This is a genomic window from Nocardiopsis ganjiahuensis DSM 45031 (genome assembly GCF_000341085.1).
In the GTDB taxonomy this organism is placed as follows: domain Bacteria; phylum Actinomycetota; class Actinomycetes; order Streptosporangiales; family Streptosporangiaceae; genus Nocardiopsis; species Nocardiopsis ganjiahuensis.
Map to the genome: position 1 here is coordinate 127,413 of NZ_ANBA01000003.1, position 15,277 is coordinate 142,689.

Genomic DNA, 15,277 nt, shown 5'->3' on the forward strand with positions numbered 1-15,277 from the left:
CAGCGGCGGCGCGGCGGCGGATGGCTTCGAGGTTCGGGCGGGGTTTGGCGGGGTTTGGGGTTTGGGTTGTGGTCCCCGTGTGTGTGTTTCGTTCTGACGTCATTTTGTCTACCTATGTCCTCTAGTGTCTGTTTTTGTTTCTTCACGCATTGGGTTTCTGGTCTCTAAACCCCGCTAAACCCCGCTACTTCTAAGGAAGTAGGTTCTGACCTGGGAAAACACCTGGCGGGGTTTAGGCGGGGTGTGGATTCCTAAACCCCGCCACCCACACCCCGCCGGAGGGGCCCTTCCGGGGTGTTCTCCGAGGTCACCGCCCCGGGCGGGGTTAGCGGGGTTTGGAATCCGCCAAACCCCGCCACACACCCCGCTACGCATGCGCCATCTCCCGCTCCGCGGGCGCCTCGGAGATGACCCGGTCGACGTAGTAGCGGAAGATCTTGGTCTTCTTGTCGAACACCGACCGGACGGTGTACTCGCCGTAGAACCGCCCGGCCTTGCCCGTGAGCATCTTGCCGAGCCCGCGGGCGGACGGCTTGGACCCGTCGGCCTTGGTGAGGAAGGCGCCCTCCCACGGGTCATCGGCGCTCGGCCCGAACCCAGACCACGCGGTCTCGGCGCTCTTCAGCAGCTCCACGCACGTCTTCGGGTTCGTGGTGTACTTCGAGTACCAGGTGGCCAGGAACGCGTGCCACTGGGCGCCCTCCTCATCGTGAGCGGCGAGCTGGTCGGCGTTGGCCATGAACCCGGGCACACCCATCCACTCGGTGAACCCCGCCATGGACCGGGCCCACCGGCGGAAGTTCCTCATGCTGCGGTCTGAGCTCGGGGCGCCGGCCACCACCCAGGCGCGGGCCAGCACGAGCAGGTGGTGGAGTAGCTCGGCGAGGTTGGTGGAGTCCTCCAGCCACTCGCCGAGGTCGGGGATGGTGAACCCGGTACGCAGGTCGGGGTTGGGGACGCGCGGGTCCAGGACCACGAGCACCGTCCGGCTGGGCATGTCTCCGCCGAACGACAGGTTGTTGCCGGTCACCCACCAGGACCTGTCGTTGGGGACGCCGATCTGGTTGCTGCTCCCCAGCTCTCGGTCGGACCAGGCCGCGGACGTGAGGAGCTTCGCCAGGGTGGGCTGGTCGACCGAATCGAACTCGCCCACGTTGTCGAACACCACCACGGGGTCGGAGGACGTCTTCAGGGTGGCGGTGATCGACTTGCGCAGCTCGGCGTCGTCCTGCACCCACGGCCTGCTGGTCGCCCCGAACAGCTTCGAGGGGATGTCCGTGAGCAGGGTCTTGCCGGACCCGGGCGCGGACGCTGACACCGCGCCGAGCGGGGCCAGCCCCCCGACGAACGGGCGGAGCAGCGGCGTCATCATCAACGCGACGAAGTTCGCCCGGCTGCCCCCGTCGGCCCATGGGAAGTCCGCGAGGACGTGGTCCAGGACGAACGTGCGGGCCCGGTCGACGTCGGCCCCGCTGGGTAGGTGCGGGACCCGGGCCAGGTCTCGGACCGGCGCGTAGTAGAGACGGGTCGCGTCGTCGTACCCGGGGTCCTGGAGAACCGTGCCGTCCGGTCGCATCACCGGGGCGCCGACGACCCCGGCGAGCGGGCGCACCTTCGGCCAGTGCGTCTCGGACAGGGCCGCTTTCGCGATGCTGACGGAGGGGGAAACGGGTGTGCGTTTGATGGTGCCGTCCTTCTTCTCGCTGGTCTTGTACAGGTAGGCGTGGCGGGCCAGGAGCCGCCGGAGTGCGTCCGCGGTGACGTCGACTACGGCGAGCGGGAGCGTGTTCTCCTGGGCGGCGAGGACGTCGCCGGACACCTGCACGATCTGGGACAGGGCGCCGTTGCGGACGTAGGTCTCCGGGATGGTGCCGTCGCCGATGAGGTCGGTCAGGCCGAGGATCGCGTAGGGCTCGTGGGTGATGTCGAGCTCGGGACGCTCGGTCGGGGTGACGCCGTGGGAGTCGAGGACCTGGCCGACGATGTCCGCGCCGGACGGGGCGGGGGTGTCGGTCATCGGGTCCCCCGCCTCAGGCCGGAGCCGATGGTGCCGTGCTGCGGGGACCGTCCGGCGTCGCGTTCGGGGATGCCGAGCTGGGCGGCGGCGGCGGAGAGCGCAGCGAAGGCGACCTGTTCGGAGATCTCGCCCTTCGCGACCATCTCGCCGGCCTTGCACGAAGCCCAGTAGAGCGAGTTGTTGCCGTTGCCGTCCTCGGCCTTGAGGACGGTGTCGACCAGGCCCTGCAACCGCTTCGACGTCAGGGTGGTGAACCCGGTGCCGGTGGCCAGACGGGGCGCGGGTGGTTCCGGCCGGAGCCGGGCCACCAACGTGGGGTGCATCGGGGCGAGCGGCGCGGTCGGGTAGTCCCACCGCCACGTGTACGGTTCGCCGGTGCGCGGGTGGATGCTCGGTGAGGCGACGATGTACCCGCCGTCGGCCTTGCTGTCGATCTTGCGGCCGATCTTCCCGGCGCCGGACATCACGTACCCGCCCGGGTGCTCGTACAGCAGGTGCCAGCCGCCGGACCCGGTGCGCTGCGCACAGGTCTCCGGGAGCAGCCCTTCGGCCATCAGGTCGCGCATCGTGTCGAGCCCTTCCGGGGGGTCGACGTCGACGACCGCGATCCCGCTGACCTTGCCGGTGCGGATGGCGAGCAGCCGGTCAGGGTGCCCCGCGAACATCGCGGCGACCCGGTCGAGGTCGGTCGTCGCCGAATAGAACCCGTGGCAGGTGAGGCACCCGCACGCCTCCATCTCGGCGGGGGCGCGGTGCGCTCCGGTCCGGCACGTCGGGCAGTTCGCCAACGGGCTCTTGCCCGCGGACAACGCGAACACGTGCCAGCCCCGCTCCACGTAGGTCATCGCGGCGTCGCGGCGACTCATGAGGGTGGCGGTCAACGGACACCCCCGGCCCTGCCGGTGGGGCGGATCTCGTGCTCGGCGCCGATCGCGGACTCCACCGCGCGGGTGAGGTCAGCGGCGGCCGTCGGAGTGTCGGTGTGGATGGTGACCTCGCTGGCGTCGGCGAGCAGGTCGCCGAGCGGGTGGAGGGCCCACGGGCCGATGCCCGTGATCTGCCCGGTGATGATCAGGTCGACGGGGGTACCCGGGGTGAGACCTCGGATGGTGCGGCGGGCGGCGCGCGCGTCGGCGTCGGCCAGGAACCCGCGGTTGGTGCGGACGGTGATCCGCGCGCGGACGGTGATGGTGGTCAAGATGTCCCCCGGGGTGTGGTTCAGCGGCGGCGCTTGCGCGCGGTGAGTACGGGGGCGGCGGGCGGGCCGGACACGGCCGTGGCGCGCGGTTTGCGCGGTCGGGGCGCGGTCGGGGCGGCGGGCTCCTGGAGGCTGGCGGCGACGATCTGGGCGAGGTCGTCCTCGGTCCACGCGTATCGCCCGCCGATGATCCGGACCGGGATCGCGCGGGCCTTGGCCTTGCGCTCCATCCACGCCACGGTCACGTCGAGAGCCTTCGCAGCGTCCTGTACGCGGTAGATCGCGGGGAGTCCGGTGCTCATCGGGGCCCCTCCTCGCCGAACCAGAGACCGTCCTCGGTGTCGAGCAGGGTCCGGAGGCGGGAGTAGGTGGCGGGCTCCGGGCGGGCGTGGCCCTGCTCCCAGGCGTAGACGGTGCGTTCGGCGACGTCGAGCTCGGCAGCGACCTGGGCAACAGTCAGGCCCCGGTCGTAGCGGATCCGGCGAAGACGCGCGGCGGCGGGCGCGTTGCGTTCCCGTCGGGCGTCAGCCGTGGTGACTGTGGTGCTCATGGCACGAGAGTATGCAACTTTGCATCACTATGCAACTGATGTTTCCTAGAAGCTGCATAGCTACATGGCTACTTCCGGCCAGGGTTCATGGCAGTCCCAAACCCGTGACCTGGGCTTCTTAGGTGACCTTGACCAAAGATTCATCCGGGTGGCTATCGGGATTGCACAAGACTGCATACGATCGGAAGCTATGAGCGATCGCACCCCCACGGAGCGCGCGATGAACGCCCAGCGACAGGCCCTAGGTCTGGACTGGCGAGGCATACACACCCGCGCAGGCAAGAGTCACAACACCCTGAGAAACGTACGCCTAGAGGAGCGCGTAGACCCCGAAACCCTCCACGCCTTCGATGACGCACTCGGGTTCGAACGGGGTTCCCTCGCCCGCGTTCGAGCCACCCAGGACCCGTCCGCCGTCCGCCTGCTCGACGACCCCGCCCCCACGGGGTACGACAGCACGGCTGCCACGGTCGAGGGCGCCGAGTGGCTCGACGAGCGGCCCCTGGAAGGCGGCGGCGTCGCCTGGACCCTCACGCGGATCATCGACGGGCGGCCAGCCTCCATGTCCATCGCCGATTTCGACTCGACCCCCATCGACGTCGTCCGCCAGGAGCTGCGGGAGGTGATGAACGAGGCAGAAGTCCGCCAGCGCAGGCGGCTCGCCCGAAAGCGGTAATCACTCTCGGTACACAGCCCCGGTGCGCGTCGGCGACGGCGGCGACGCGCCACCCAACGCTGGGTTTACCCAGGTGCGGTAAGATTTTTCGAACAACGGTTCGCATAATTTAGTACACGCTTGATCTTCCTTTGTGACCTGTCCCACCAGTAACCTCATGTCACTGACCGGGTAAAACTCGGACAAGTGGAGGAGGGGCAGCACCACCCATGACTGAGTCGAGCCAACCCCCAGGACCCCAGTCCGCCCAGGCTTTCTCGTCACGTACCGTGAGATTCTTTATGTGTGTCGCCGACCGCCAGGACCGCGCCGTGGCCATAGAGCGGTTCGACGAGCCCGACGAGCAGATCGTCATCATGCACCTGCGCCGCGCCATCACGGCCACCGTGGCAGCCCGCCACGGCGTGCTCCTGCTGGACCGCGCCGAGCAGATCCCCTGGCGCAGCATCTTCCACGTCCCTCTGCACATCCCGGACGAGGACCTCCACCGGTGCCTCCCCCCAGAGGTGCAGAGGATGACCGCCACCCCGGACCAGATCCCGATGGAGGTCCGGCTACACCCCGAATAGGAGACCCCTGTGGCATATGCAGAACCCCGTGGGAACCGCCAGTGGCGGGCCCGCTACACGAAGGCGGACGGGACCCGCGCGTCCAGAGACCGCCACCCCGACACCGGGGAGTACTTCACCAGCCGCCGGGCAGCCGAAGCGTGGGGAGACGCCGAGGAAGCCCGCATCGCCGCAGGGCTCCGGCCGGCCACCCTGGAGAGCGGGAAGTCCCAGACGTTCGGGCAGTGGGTGAACACCTGGTACGTCCAGCAGGACCTCGCACCCTCGACCATGTCGGCGTACCGGACGAACATCGAAGCGCGGTTGCTGCCCTACTTCGAGGACGTGCCGCTGGCCGAGATCACCTCCGCGCGGGTCACGGACTGGGAGCGGCGCCTGAAAGCCGAGGGCCTGTCCTCGGAGACCATCCGGACGTACCGGGGGGTGCTGTCCGTGATCCTCGCGGACGCAGCCCAGGAAGGGCTCATCACCGCGAACCCGGTCTACAGGCCGAAGGGGCGAGGGAAGCGCGCCGGGAAGTCGAAGCACCGCGGCCCGGAGAAGGCGATCGCCAGCCCTTTCGAGGCACTGATGGTCGCCGAACGGGCGGCCGCCCTGTCCGGCCGCGCCGACGAGTTCGTGCAGACCATCCTCATCGCCTACGCGGGGCTCCGGTGGGGTGAGACTGTCGGCCTCCAGCGCCAGTACGTGCGCATGGCCCGTCTGCGGGTCGAGCACCAGGTGTACGAGCTGCCCGACGCGACGTTCGTGCTGTGCCCGCCGAAGGAAGACTCGTACCGGGATGTGGACCTGCCTGCGTTCCTGACCGACCTGCTGTCCGAGCACATGGTGCGCCGCCGGTCCTCCCCCACCATCCTCCTGGAGGACGGCACGGAGGTGTGCGCGTGCGCCCGGCCGGGCTCGGACACCCAGCCCCACCCGGGTGGCGCGTTTGTGTTCACCGGCCGGCCGACGAAGAGAGCGGCGCCGGGCAAGGCCAGGAAGAAGGGTGAGGACCCCGGCGAGCGGATGACCCCGCACTGGCGCCGGAGCGGGTTCGCCAGCTTCGTGTTCACCCCCGCCACCGAGGGGTTCTACCCGCCGAAGGCGCCGTTGCCCCGCCGCCCGGTCCCGGTCAGTGGCGAGGCTGTCCCGGGTGAGCCGGTGCGCGGTCGTGGATATCAGGGTCGCGCTGATCGGAAGTGGGACCCGGTGGTCCCGGACCTCACCCCGCACGGGCTGCGGCACAGCCACAAGACGTGGTTGGTCGAGGACGGGGTGCCGGAGGTCCTGTCGCATGAGCGCCTGGGCCACGAGATGGGCGGGATCGCCGCCCGGTACACGCACATCACCCAGGAGATGCGGGACCGGATGTTGGCGGGGTTGACGGCGCGGTGGGAGGGCGCGCTCCAGGCCCGGTTCGAGATGGACCCGAACAGTTCGGTGCCGATCGTCGACGGCCTGCTGGCTCCGCTGCGGGAGGAGGCTGCGCGGACAGAAGTCGCGCAGAAATCCCCCCAGAATCCCCCCAACACGAAGGGCCGCCCCCTTCGGAGACGGCCCCTGCGTGTGTCTTGACCTGCGGTGGAGCTATGGGGATTTGAACCCCAGACCCCCTCGATGCGAACGAGGTGCGCTACCGGACTGCGCCATAGCCCCTGAAGACGAGACAAAGACTAGCAGGAAAATTCGGATGGTCCGAACTCCGCTGTCCCGGTCAGTCTCCGGCGGCCCTCAGGCGGGCGTCCGCGTACTGGTCGTAGACCTGGCTGCGACGCTCGATGAAGGCGATGACCTCGGCTTCGCGCTCGGCCTCCCGTTCGGCTTCGCGGGCCTCCTCGGCCTCGGCCCGGCGAGCTCTGAGGAGCGCCCGGCGGCGCGCCCTGGCCTCGGCCTCGCGGCGCTCGGCGTCGGCCTTGGCCGCCTCACGGAGCAGGACCACGTGCCCGGCGAGCAGCAGGACCGGCGGAGCCATCACCCACCAGGGCCCCAGCCCGAAGGAGACCGCCACCACGGTGGCGATGTTCAGCAGGGTGAGGACACTGGTGCGGCGGCGCCGACGGGCGATGACCCGGGACCGGGGTTCTCGCCCGGGGCGGGGACTCCGTTCCACGGAAGGCCGGCTCCGCTCCGGAGCCTCCTCGGCGGCCGTGTGTTCGCCGTTGACGGCGGGCCGGGTCATCACCTGGGTCTCGGTGAGGTCCGGGTCGCCCTCGTCGCCTGAGAGGCCCTCCGCGCCGTGCTCGGTCTCCTCGTCGGCCTCGGTCGCCTCGGCTTCCTCGTCCTCGCGTCGGGTGTCCTCGTGGACGGTGTCCACCGAGTCCTTCCGCAGCAGCATCGGGACGAGGACGATGAGCCAGACCACCACGATGGCCAGGTACAGAGGAGAGCTGCTCATCACCCCTCCTCACGATGACGGCCACTGAACGTTGGTCGACACTTCGTCGACACCGCTCCGCGTGTGGCTGGACGTACTCCCGGAAGTAGAGACGTCCTCCGGCCGGACATCGTTCCTGGCCCCGGTCGGGCCGGGATCGATTCCCGTGTGCCATATCCACGCGTTGCCCGCATCGTCAATGCGTCTATGTTCCGCACGGTACGACCCCGTGTCCATAAATGCGCCACATTCCGACCGGAGTGTCGCAAGATTGTGGACGCTCAGTTTCGGTCGTCACACCCTCCCGAGCGAAAGAGCAGGTCAGGCACTGACTGCGGAGCGCAGTGCCAATTCAACGCAAAGTAATGAATCATTGTGCTTAAAGAGGGGTTTAAGCTCCGGGCGCATCCGTGATGCTGCCATGTTCAGTTCGATCCCGGGTGCGGACTCGCCGGATCGCGCGGATCACCGCCACCGTTCGGGCCCTGTGGCCCCAAAGCGGAACCCGGGCCGGAACCACCCTCCTCGGACGGCCCGGAAGGCGTTCCCTCGTACCAGCGGCGCAGCACGCCCCGGGGGACCTCCTCCGTGGTGAGCGCGTAACAGATGTGGTCCCGCCAGGCCCCGTCGATGTGGAGCTGGCGTCTGCGCACACCCTCGTCACGGAAGCCCAGCTTGGTGACCACGCGTCGGCTGGCACGGTTCTCGGGACGGATGTTGGCCTCGATCCGGTGGAGTCCGACGGTGAAGAAGGAGTGGTCGACCGCCAGCGCGACCGCGGTCGGGGCGATCCCGCGCCCCGCGTAGGCGCTGTCGACCCAGTATCCGACCTGCGCCGACCTGGCCGAACCCCACACGATGGCGCCGACCGTGAGCTGACCGACGAAGCGGCCCTCGTAGGTGACCGACCACGGCATCGACAGGCCCTGCCTGGCCTCGCGACGGATCGCCTGGAGCATCGCGACGTAGGGCGTGAGCCCGGTCGTGCGCAGCGGCATCTCCGGGTACGTGGGCTCCCAGGGCCGCAGCCACTCGGCGTTGCGCGCCCGGGTGTCCCTCAGCACGGGAGCGTCGCGAAGGCGCAGAGGGCGAAGCGCGATCGGCCCCTCCTGAAGGGTGACGGGCCACCCCTGTCTGCGATTCACGTCCGTCCCTCCGAGGCCTTCGACGCCGCCCTGCGCGGTCGCGACACCGGCCCTTGGCGCCCGTGGCGCACCCGTTGTCGGTGATGCCTTCCAGTATTCCACTCCGTCGGCGTGGGGTGGCGGGCGTCACCCTCACCACACGAGAATCGGATGATTCCAAACTCCATTCACTCCTGCACCGAAAACAGACACAGGGTCAAGGAATTCTCTGCCCCCGGAATGCCCGGGATGTGATTCCGGTCATTGTTCGGTGTCATTCGGCCCGAGGGTGGTCTCCGCCCCGGAGCTGGTCGATCGCGTGGCCCAGAACCGGCTCCAGCACGTCCATCCCGTCGCGTACACCGCCTCGGGAACCGGGCAGGTTCACCACGAGCGCGCGGTGTCCGGAACGTTCGGTGATCCCGGCCAGCCCCCGGGAGAGGATCGCCGTGGGCACGCCCTTCTCCCGGCCCGCCGCACGCAGCGCCTCCGCGATCCCCGGGATCTCCCGGGTGAGCAGCGGGCGCGTCGCCTCGGGGGTGAGGTCCTGCGGGGTGAGCCCGGTGCCCCCGGTGGTCAGCACCGCGTCCACCCGCTCCTGGAGCGCCCGCTCGATGGCCTCGGCCACCGGAGCGCCGTCCGGCACCACCCAGGGGCCGACGACCGCGTAGCCCAGGGCCTGGAGCCGCTCGACGATCACCGGGCCGGAACGGTCCGGGTAGACCCCGGCGGCCGCCCTGTTGGAGGCGGTCACCACCGCGACCCGGCGCACCGGAGCGCCCACCGGCTCACTCACCGCGCCTCCAGTGGCCCTTCTTGCCGCCGGTCTTCTCCTCCACCCGCACCCGGGTGACCTCCGCCTCGGGGTCGAGCGCCTTGACCATGTCGACCAGCCCGAGCGCCGCCGTCATGACGCAGGTGAGCGCCTCCATCTCCACCCCGGTGCGGTCCGCGGTGCGCACCGTGGCACTGATGTCCACCCCGTCGTCCACGACGGTCAGGTCCACGTCGACGCCGTGCACGGCGATCGGGTGGCACAGGGGCACGAGGTCGGGGGTGCGCTTGGCCCCCTGGATCCCGGCGATCCGGGCGACCGCGAGGGCGTCGCCCTTGGGGACCTCACCACCGCGCAGGGCCGCGACGGTCGCGGGGGTGAGCAGGACCCGGCCCGTGGCCGTGGCGGTGCGGGCGCTGACGTCCTTGCCGGAGACGTCCACCATGCGCGCGGCGCCGGACTCGTCGAGGTGTGTGAGGCCGGAGGGGTGGGCTTCCGGCTGTGGGGTGTCGGTCATCGCTGTGGGGCCACTCATCGTCTTCGTCGCGAACACGCGGCCCGCCGGTACGGCTGACCACGGGGACACGGGGTGACGCGTCCCACGAAGACGGTACTCCCACCCTGAGACACCGGGGGCTTCGGCAGCGACGCGCCGTCCCGGTCCGCCGGTGCGGGCCGCGGGCACGGACCCGACGACCCGCGGTCAGCGGTCAGCGGTCGGGCAGGACGAGCACCTCCGCCGACGCGCCGGCGGGGAGCTCGGTGGTGTCCTCGGGGACGACCAGGAGCCCGTTCGCGTCCGCCAGGGCGGACAGCTGGTGCGAGCCCTGCCGGACCGCCGGGGCGACCGTGGGGAGCTCGTCCGGGGCGCTGGGGCCCGCCAGAACGGCACGCAGGTAGGAGCGGCGGCCTGGGGGCGAGCCGACCGGGGCGGTCAGCCGGGCGCGCACGCTCGGGAGCGGGTTCGGGGGCAGTCCGCGCAGCCTGCGCAGGACCGGCCGGACGAACAGGTGGAACGACACGAACGCGCTCACCGGGTTCCCCGGGAGCGTGAGGATCGGGGTCTTGTCCGGGCCGATCGTCCCGAACCCCTGGGGTTTGCCGGGCTGCACGGCCACCTGGGTGAACTCCACGGTGCCCTGCCGGGTCAGCACCTCCTTGACCACGTCGTAGACGCCCATGCTCACGCCGCCGGTGGTGATCACGACGTCCGCGCGGACCAGGAGCCCTTCCAGGGTGTCCCAGACGGTGGCCGGGTCGTCGCCCACGAAGCCGTGGCGGTGGACCTCGCAGCCCTCGTCCTTGGCCGCGGCGGCGATCATGTAGCTGTTGGACTCGTAGATCTGGCCCGGCCCGAGGGGACGGCCCGGTTCGACCAGCTCCTCGCCGGTGGAGAGCACGACCACGCGCGGCCGGGGGTGCACCGGGACCGAACGGCGTCCCACCGCGGCGAGGACCCCCATCTCACCGGCTCCGATGCGGGCCCCGGCACGGAGCACCGTCGCCCCCTCCTCGACGTCCTCCCCGCGGCGCCGGACGAAGCTCCCCGGACCGGTGGGCCGGTCGATCAGTACCTCGGCGGCACCGCCGTCGGTCCACTCCACGGGGACGACGGCGTCAGCCCCCATGGGCAGGGGCGCACCGGTCATGATGCGGGCGCACAGGCCGGGGCGGATCGCGGTCGGGTCGGGATCGCCGGCCGGGATGTCCGCCACCACCGGCAGCCTGGCCGGGGCCTCGGACGATGCCCCGGCCAGGTCGGCCGCGTGGACGGCGTACCCGTCCATCGAGGAGTTGTCGAAGCCGGGCAGGGACACCGGGGAGACCACCGGCTCGGCGAGCACGGTCCCGTGTGCCTTGAGCAGGTCCAGCTCGGTCGCTTCGGGAGTGGCGACCAACCCCAGAAGATCGGAGATGTGCTGTTCGACGCTCTTCATGAGGTCCTTCCGAATGGTGTGGGCGCTGGGAGCGCCCCCGTCACGGAGCGCGGCTCCGGTCCCATTGTGACCACCTCCGGAGCGGACGTCCCGGACCCGGCCCTCAGGTGTCAGCCCCGCAGACGCTCCTGACGGTCCACGAACTCACGCAGCCAGGGCAGGAGCTCGTCGGCGAGGTCGGGGCGGCGACAGGCGAACTCGACCACGGTGCGGATGTAGTCGGCCTTGTTGCCGGTGTCGTAGCGGTTCCCGCGCAGCAGCACTCCGCGCACCCCGCCGCCGTTCCCGGGGCTGGTCCGGGCCAGTTCCTTCAGCGCGTCGGTCAGCTGGATCTCCCCGCCGCGGCCCGGCGGGGTGTCGCGCAGCACCGGGAAGACCGCCGGGTCGCACACGTAGCGGCCGATGATCGCCCACCGGCTCGGGGCCTGCTCGGGTGAGGGCTTCTCCACCAGGTCCGTGACGTTGACGACGTCGTCCTCGTCGGTGGGCTCCACCGCGGCGCAGCCGTAGAGGGAGACCTGCTCGGGTTCCACCTCCATGAGGGCGACGACGCTGCCGCCGTGGGTCTCGCGGACCTCGATCATGCGGCGGAGCAGGTCCGCGGACTCGATGAGGTCGTCACCGAGGAGCACCGCGAAGGGGTTGTCCCCCACGTGCGCCTCGGCGCACAGCACGGCGTGTCCCAGGCCCCGGGGCTCGCCCTGGCGGACGTAGTGGACCTGGGCGAGGTCGCTGGACTCGCGGACCGACTTGAGCTTCTCCTCCTCGCCCTTGGCCGCGAGGGCCTCCTCGAGCTCGTACGCCCGGTCGAAGTGGTCCTCGATGGAGCGTTTGCTGCGCCCGGTGATCATCAGGAGGTCGTCGAGCCCGGCCTCGACGGCCTCCTCCACGACGTACTGGATCGCGGGCTTGTCCACGATCGGCAGCATCTCCTTGGGAGTGGCCTTGGTGGCGGGCAGGAACCGGGTGCCCAGTCCCGCCGCCGGCACGACCGCTTTGGTCACGGGGGCGGCGTCGGTACGGGGTCGTGTCTGGTCGGTGTCGGCGCTCATGAACGGCACTTTAGGACAGCCGACCCCTGTTACGTGGCCTGATGCGTTCCCGTGGCCGAGAAGTACCCGTCGTTTCGGACGCAGGCGCAGAAATCGCCACCGCCCGTTCACTCCCAGGGGAACTCGTGCTCACCGCCCGGCCGACACGGGGCCGCCTCCTCCGTGCTCGGGCCCCGCCCCTCCGGAAGGCGCCGGGGCGGGTGCCACACTGGGTCCATGGGTGTCCCGAACGACCAGAGCAGGTCCGCCAAGCATGAGCTGCGCACGCGCCTCCTCGCCGGGCGGAGGGAGCGGAGCGCACCGGAGCGCGACCGCGTGGGCTCGGCGGTCCGCGACACGCTCATGGAGCTGCCGTGGCTGGCCATGGGCGGGACCGTGGCCTGCTACTACTCCGTCGGCGGCGAACCCGACACCCGCAGGCTGGTGAGCGCGCTGTGGAAACGGGGCACGTACGTCCTCCTCCCGGTCTTCCTCCCCGACGGCACACTCGACTGGGCGGCCTTCGACGGCCCCGACAGCCTCGCGCCGGCCGGGCACGGGCTGCTCGAACCCACCGGTCACCGCTACGGGGCCGAGGTGCTGGGCCGCGCGGACGCGGTGATCTGCCCGGCCCTGGCCGTGGACCGGCGGGGAACCCGGATGGGGCGCGGCGCGGGCTGCTACGACCGGGCGCTCGCCCACAAGGGACCGCACACCCCCGCGATCGCCGTGGTCCACGACGGCGAGTTCGTCGAGGAGCTCCCCGCGGAGCCGCACGACCGCCCCGTGGACGCCGTGGTCACCCCCGGCGGCGGACTCCACGTGTTCGATCCCGCCGCGGTGCTCTGGCCCGGTGGCGCGCCCCCACTCGGGGATTAAGGCGACCGGCCGGAGCGTTATGGCAGGCGGTCGTGTCCCGAACAGGTCCCGTCCGCACCCCCGCCCGCCGCGTCCCGCCCCCGGGACGCCGTGCCCGCGAACACCCGGGACCCGAGCGGTGAGGGGCTGTCGCGGCTGTGGTCGGCGAACGCGTACTATTTAGCAGTCAACGGGTGTGAGTGCCAGCAAGGAGGACCCGGAACAGTGCCTACGTACCAGTACGCGTGCACCGAGTGCGACGCCCAGATGGAGGTCGTGCAGAGCTTCAGCGACGACTCGCTGACGGTCTGCCCCGAGTGCGAGGGACGCCTGCGCAAGGTGTACTCAGCGGTCGGCATCGTCTTCAAGGGTTCGGGCTTCTACCGCACCGACAGCGGGAAGACCACCACGAACAGCTCCGCTCTGACCGGCTCCAACGCCGCCGAGAGCAGCGCCGAGGGCAAGGCCGGCGGGTCCGCCGACTCCGCCAAGTCCACCTCGGACTCCGGCAGCACCGCTTCCGCCGGCACCGGCACCGCTTCCAGCAGCACGGGTGGCAGCGACAGTTCGAGCAGCAAGAGCACCAGCGGCAGCACCGCCGCGACCAGCAGCTGAGCCGCCGCACCGTTGACCGCGGCCGCGCCGCCGAGACCCCTCGGCGGCGCTTCTGTCTTTCCCGGGTCCGGCTGCCCGAGGCCCCGCTGAGCGGGATCCGGCTGCCCGAGGCCCCGGTTTCCCGCGGGTGAGCCCCGACACGGGATCCGAGGCGGTCGTCGGAGGAAAAGACCCTGTGGACAACGCTCCGGGGCACCTCCGGCCGACCTAGCGTTGAGGGCATGAGCAACGCCCCGCCCCAGTTCGCTCCCTCGCCCCAGCCCGCTCCCCCTTACCGCCACCGGCGCGGCCCGCTCCGCCTGCTGGACCGGCACCGGCGCGCCGTCGCCGCGGTGCTGGCCGCCCTGGCCGCCATCAGCGCCGTGCTCGTCCTGCGGCCGCCCCCCGAACCCAGTACCGAGGTCCTCGTCGCCGCGCGGGACCTCGACGCCGCCGACCCCCTGTCCGAGGGCGACCTCACCGCCCTGGTTCTGGCGGACCGCGCCGTCCCGGACGGAGCCCTGGAGCCGCAGGCGGTGTCACCGGGGAAGGACGCCGCCGGGCTCTCCTTGAACGCCCCGGTGCGCCGGGGCGAGGTCCTCACCGACGCCCGCCTGAGCGATCCCCCGGCCCTGCCCTACGGCCCCGACCTGGTCGCGGTCCCGGTGCGGGTGGCCGACCCGGGCGCGGTCGGCCTGCTCTCCCCCGGCAGCCGGGTGGACGTGCTGGCCGCGACGGGCCACGAAGAGCTCGGCGGGCCGCCGTCCCGGGCCGGACCCGCGGTCGAGGTGGTCGGGGGCCGTCCCGTGCTCGCCGTACCGGCGGAGAGCGACCGGGGAGGGGAGGGCGGGGCGCTGATCCTCATCGCGGCCACCCCGGAGGAGGCCAGAGCCCTGGCCGGGCACGCGACCACTTCACGACTGTCCGTCACTATCCGCGGTTGACCGATGACCTGAGGTGGGGAAAGCTGTCCGAGCACATCAGTCACTCACGAACACGTAGGGCAGTTCCATGGAAGGCTTCAAGAAGTTCCTGCTCCAGGGAAACCTGGTGCAGTTGGCGGTCGCGGTCGTCATCGGCTCCGTCTTCGCCGGCCTCATCTCGGCGTTCACCGAAGGGTTCATCACCCCGCTCCTCGGCATCTTCGGCGGTGTCCCGAGCTTCGGTGACCTCTACTTCGAGATCAACGGCAGCCGGTTCCTGTACGGCGCCTTCGTGGACGCCCTGATCTCCTTCCTGATCACCGCCGCGATCCTCTACTTCTTCGTGGTCATGCCCCTCGGCAAACTGATGGAGAGGTTCGTCAAGGCCGAGGAGGCCATCACCCGGGAGTGCCCCCACTGCTACACGGAGATCAACAAGAAGGCCAGCAAGTGCGCGCACTGCACGAGCGAGGTCACCCCGGAGACCGTCGCCTGAGGCGTCTCCCACGGACCGTTCCGCCCTCCCCGGCCCCGGACCGGAGACGGCCCACGGTCCCGGTCCTCCCGAGGCCGGATCACGCGACCGGGCGTCCGCCGCGAGCCGCGCCGAGAACACGAACGGGCGGTCCCGCGGGACCGCCCGTTCGTGTTCTCGAGGACCTGGTTCCC

At 70.8% G+C, this 15,277-nt stretch carries 18 protein-coding genes and 1 tRNA gene; 7 read left to right on the forward strand and 12 right to left on the reverse strand.

From position 1 onward, the window contains the following. Positions 1-367: 367 nt before the first annotated feature. Genes D458_RS32895 through D458_RS32910 form a run of 5 tightly spaced genes read right to left on the reverse strand, consistent with a single transcriptional unit; the run spans position 368 to position 3,765 of the window. Complete coding sequence (locus tag D458_RS32895) at positions 368-2,017, reverse strand: hypothetical protein (protein ID WP_017585507.1); 1,650 nt, start codon at positions 2,015-2,017, stop codon at positions 368-370. Beyond that, positions 2,014-2,898: a bifunctional DNA primase/polymerase gene (locus tag D458_RS34720; protein WP_017585508.1), complete on the reverse strand. Its 885-nt coding sequence runs from the start codon at positions 2,896-2,898 to the stop codon at positions 2,014-2,016. The genes D458_RS32895 and D458_RS34720 overlap by 4 nt, the downstream gene beginning before the upstream one ends. Beyond that, positions 2,895-3,215 (reverse strand): hypothetical protein, encoded by a 321-nt coding sequence (locus D458_RS0104380; protein WP_017585509.1) that lies wholly within the window; start codon positions 3,213-3,215, stop codon positions 2,895-2,897. Before D458_RS0104380 ends, D458_RS34720 begins: the two co-directional genes overlap by 4 nt. Before the next feature lie 20 nt (positions 3,216-3,235). Beyond that, positions 3,236-3,517 (reverse strand): hypothetical protein, encoded by a 282-nt coding sequence (locus D458_RS32905; RefSeq protein ID WP_017585510.1) that lies wholly within the window; start codon positions 3,515-3,517, stop codon positions 3,236-3,238. Beyond that, a complete protein-coding gene (locus D458_RS32910; RefSeq protein WP_017585511.1) occupies positions 3,514-3,765 on the reverse strand; it encodes a helix-turn-helix transcriptional regulator in 252 nt (83 codons plus the stop codon). Before D458_RS32910 ends, D458_RS32905 begins: the two co-directional genes overlap by 4 nt. Positions 3,766-3,955: 190 nt before the next feature. Between D458_RS32910 and D458_RS0104395 the strand changes: the two genes are divergently transcribed. The 3 genes from D458_RS0104395 to D458_RS32915 all read left to right on the forward strand — a co-directional run bounded on the left by D458_RS0104395 (position 3,956) and on the right by D458_RS32915 (position 6,567). Then, positions 3,956-4,441 (forward strand): hypothetical protein, encoded by a 486-nt coding sequence (locus D458_RS0104395; protein ID WP_017585512.1) that lies wholly within the window; start codon positions 3,956-3,958, stop codon positions 4,439-4,441. A 281-nt stretch (positions 4,442-4,722) separates the two neighbouring features. Next, entirely contained in the window at positions 4,723-5,010 is a 288-nt protein-coding gene (locus D458_RS0104400) for a hypothetical protein (protein ID WP_152521041.1), read from the forward strand. 9 nt (positions 5,011-5,019) lie between these two features. Further along, positions 5,020-6,567 (forward strand): tyrosine-type recombinase/integrase, encoded by a 1,548-nt coding sequence (locus tag D458_RS32915; RefSeq protein ID WP_017585514.1) that lies wholly within the window; start codon positions 5,020-5,022, stop codon positions 6,565-6,567. 7 nt (positions 6,568-6,574) lie between these two features. Here the strand turns inward: D458_RS32915 and D458_RS0104410 are convergent. From D458_RS0104410 to galU, 7 genes are all read right to left on the reverse strand, one after another. Further along, a tRNA-Ala gene (locus D458_RS0104410) sits at positions 6,575-6,648 on the reverse strand. A gap of 58 nt (positions 6,649-6,706) precedes the next feature. Then, a complete protein-coding gene (gene sepX / locus D458_RS0104415) occupies positions 6,707-7,387 on the reverse strand; it encodes a divisome protein SepX/GlpR (protein WP_017585515.1) in 681 nt (226 codons plus the stop codon). A gap of 404 nt (positions 7,388-7,791) precedes the next feature. After that, entirely contained in the window at positions 7,792-8,511 is a 720-nt protein-coding gene (locus D458_RS0104420) for a GNAT family N-acetyltransferase (protein WP_026118988.1), read from the reverse strand. A gap of 253 nt (positions 8,512-8,764) precedes the next feature. Then, the gene (locus tag D458_RS0104425; RefSeq protein ID WP_017585517.1) at positions 8,765-9,286 is read right to left on the reverse strand and encodes a MogA/MoaB family molybdenum cofactor biosynthesis protein; all 522 of its coding nucleotides are present in this window, start codon (positions 9,284-9,286) and stop codon (positions 8,765-8,767) included. Further along, entirely contained in the window at positions 9,279-9,782 is a 504-nt protein-coding gene (gene moaC, locus D458_RS0104430; RefSeq protein WP_017585518.1) for a cyclic pyranopterin monophosphate synthase MoaC, read from the reverse strand. The genes D458_RS0104425 and moaC overlap by 8 nt, the downstream gene beginning before the upstream one ends. A 193-nt stretch (positions 9,783-9,975) precedes the next feature. Beyond that, on the reverse strand, positions 9,976-11,202 hold the full coding sequence (gene glp / locus D458_RS0104435; RefSeq protein WP_017585519.1) for a molybdotransferase-like divisome protein Glp: 1,227 nt from the start codon (positions 11,200-11,202) through the stop codon (positions 9,976-9,978). Between the two features lie 110 nt (positions 11,203-11,312). Continuing rightward, on the reverse strand, positions 11,313-12,254 hold the full coding sequence (galU, locus tag D458_RS0104440; RefSeq protein WP_017585520.1) for a UTP--glucose-1-phosphate uridylyltransferase GalU: 942 nt from the start codon (positions 12,252-12,254) through the stop codon (positions 11,313-11,315). Between the two features lie 216 nt (positions 12,255-12,470). Between galU and D458_RS0104445 the strand changes: the two genes are divergently transcribed. The 4 genes from D458_RS0104445 (at position 12,471) to mscL (ending at position 15,104) form a co-directional block, all read left to right on the forward strand. After that, positions 12,471-13,112: a 5-formyltetrahydrofolate cyclo-ligase gene (locus D458_RS0104445; protein ID WP_017585521.1), complete on the forward strand. Its 642-nt coding sequence runs from the start codon at positions 12,471-12,473 to the stop codon at positions 13,110-13,112. Positions 13,113-13,316: 204 nt separating this feature from the next. After that, the gene (locus D458_RS0104450; RefSeq protein ID WP_017585522.1) at positions 13,317-13,706 is read left to right on the forward strand and encodes an FmdB family zinc ribbon protein; all 390 of its coding nucleotides are present in this window, start codon (positions 13,317-13,319) and stop codon (positions 13,704-13,706) included. Between the two features lie 221 nt (positions 13,707-13,927). Further along, positions 13,928-14,629: a CpaB family protein gene (locus D458_RS0104455; protein ID WP_017585523.1), complete on the forward strand. Its 702-nt coding sequence runs from the start codon at positions 13,928-13,930 to the stop codon at positions 14,627-14,629. 67 nt (positions 14,630-14,696) lie between these two features. Then, complete coding sequence (mscL, locus tag D458_RS0104460) at positions 14,697-15,104, forward strand: large conductance mechanosensitive channel protein MscL (protein ID WP_017585524.1); 408 nt, start codon at positions 14,697-14,699, stop codon at positions 15,102-15,104. Positions 15,105-15,277 lie beyond the last annotated feature (173 nt).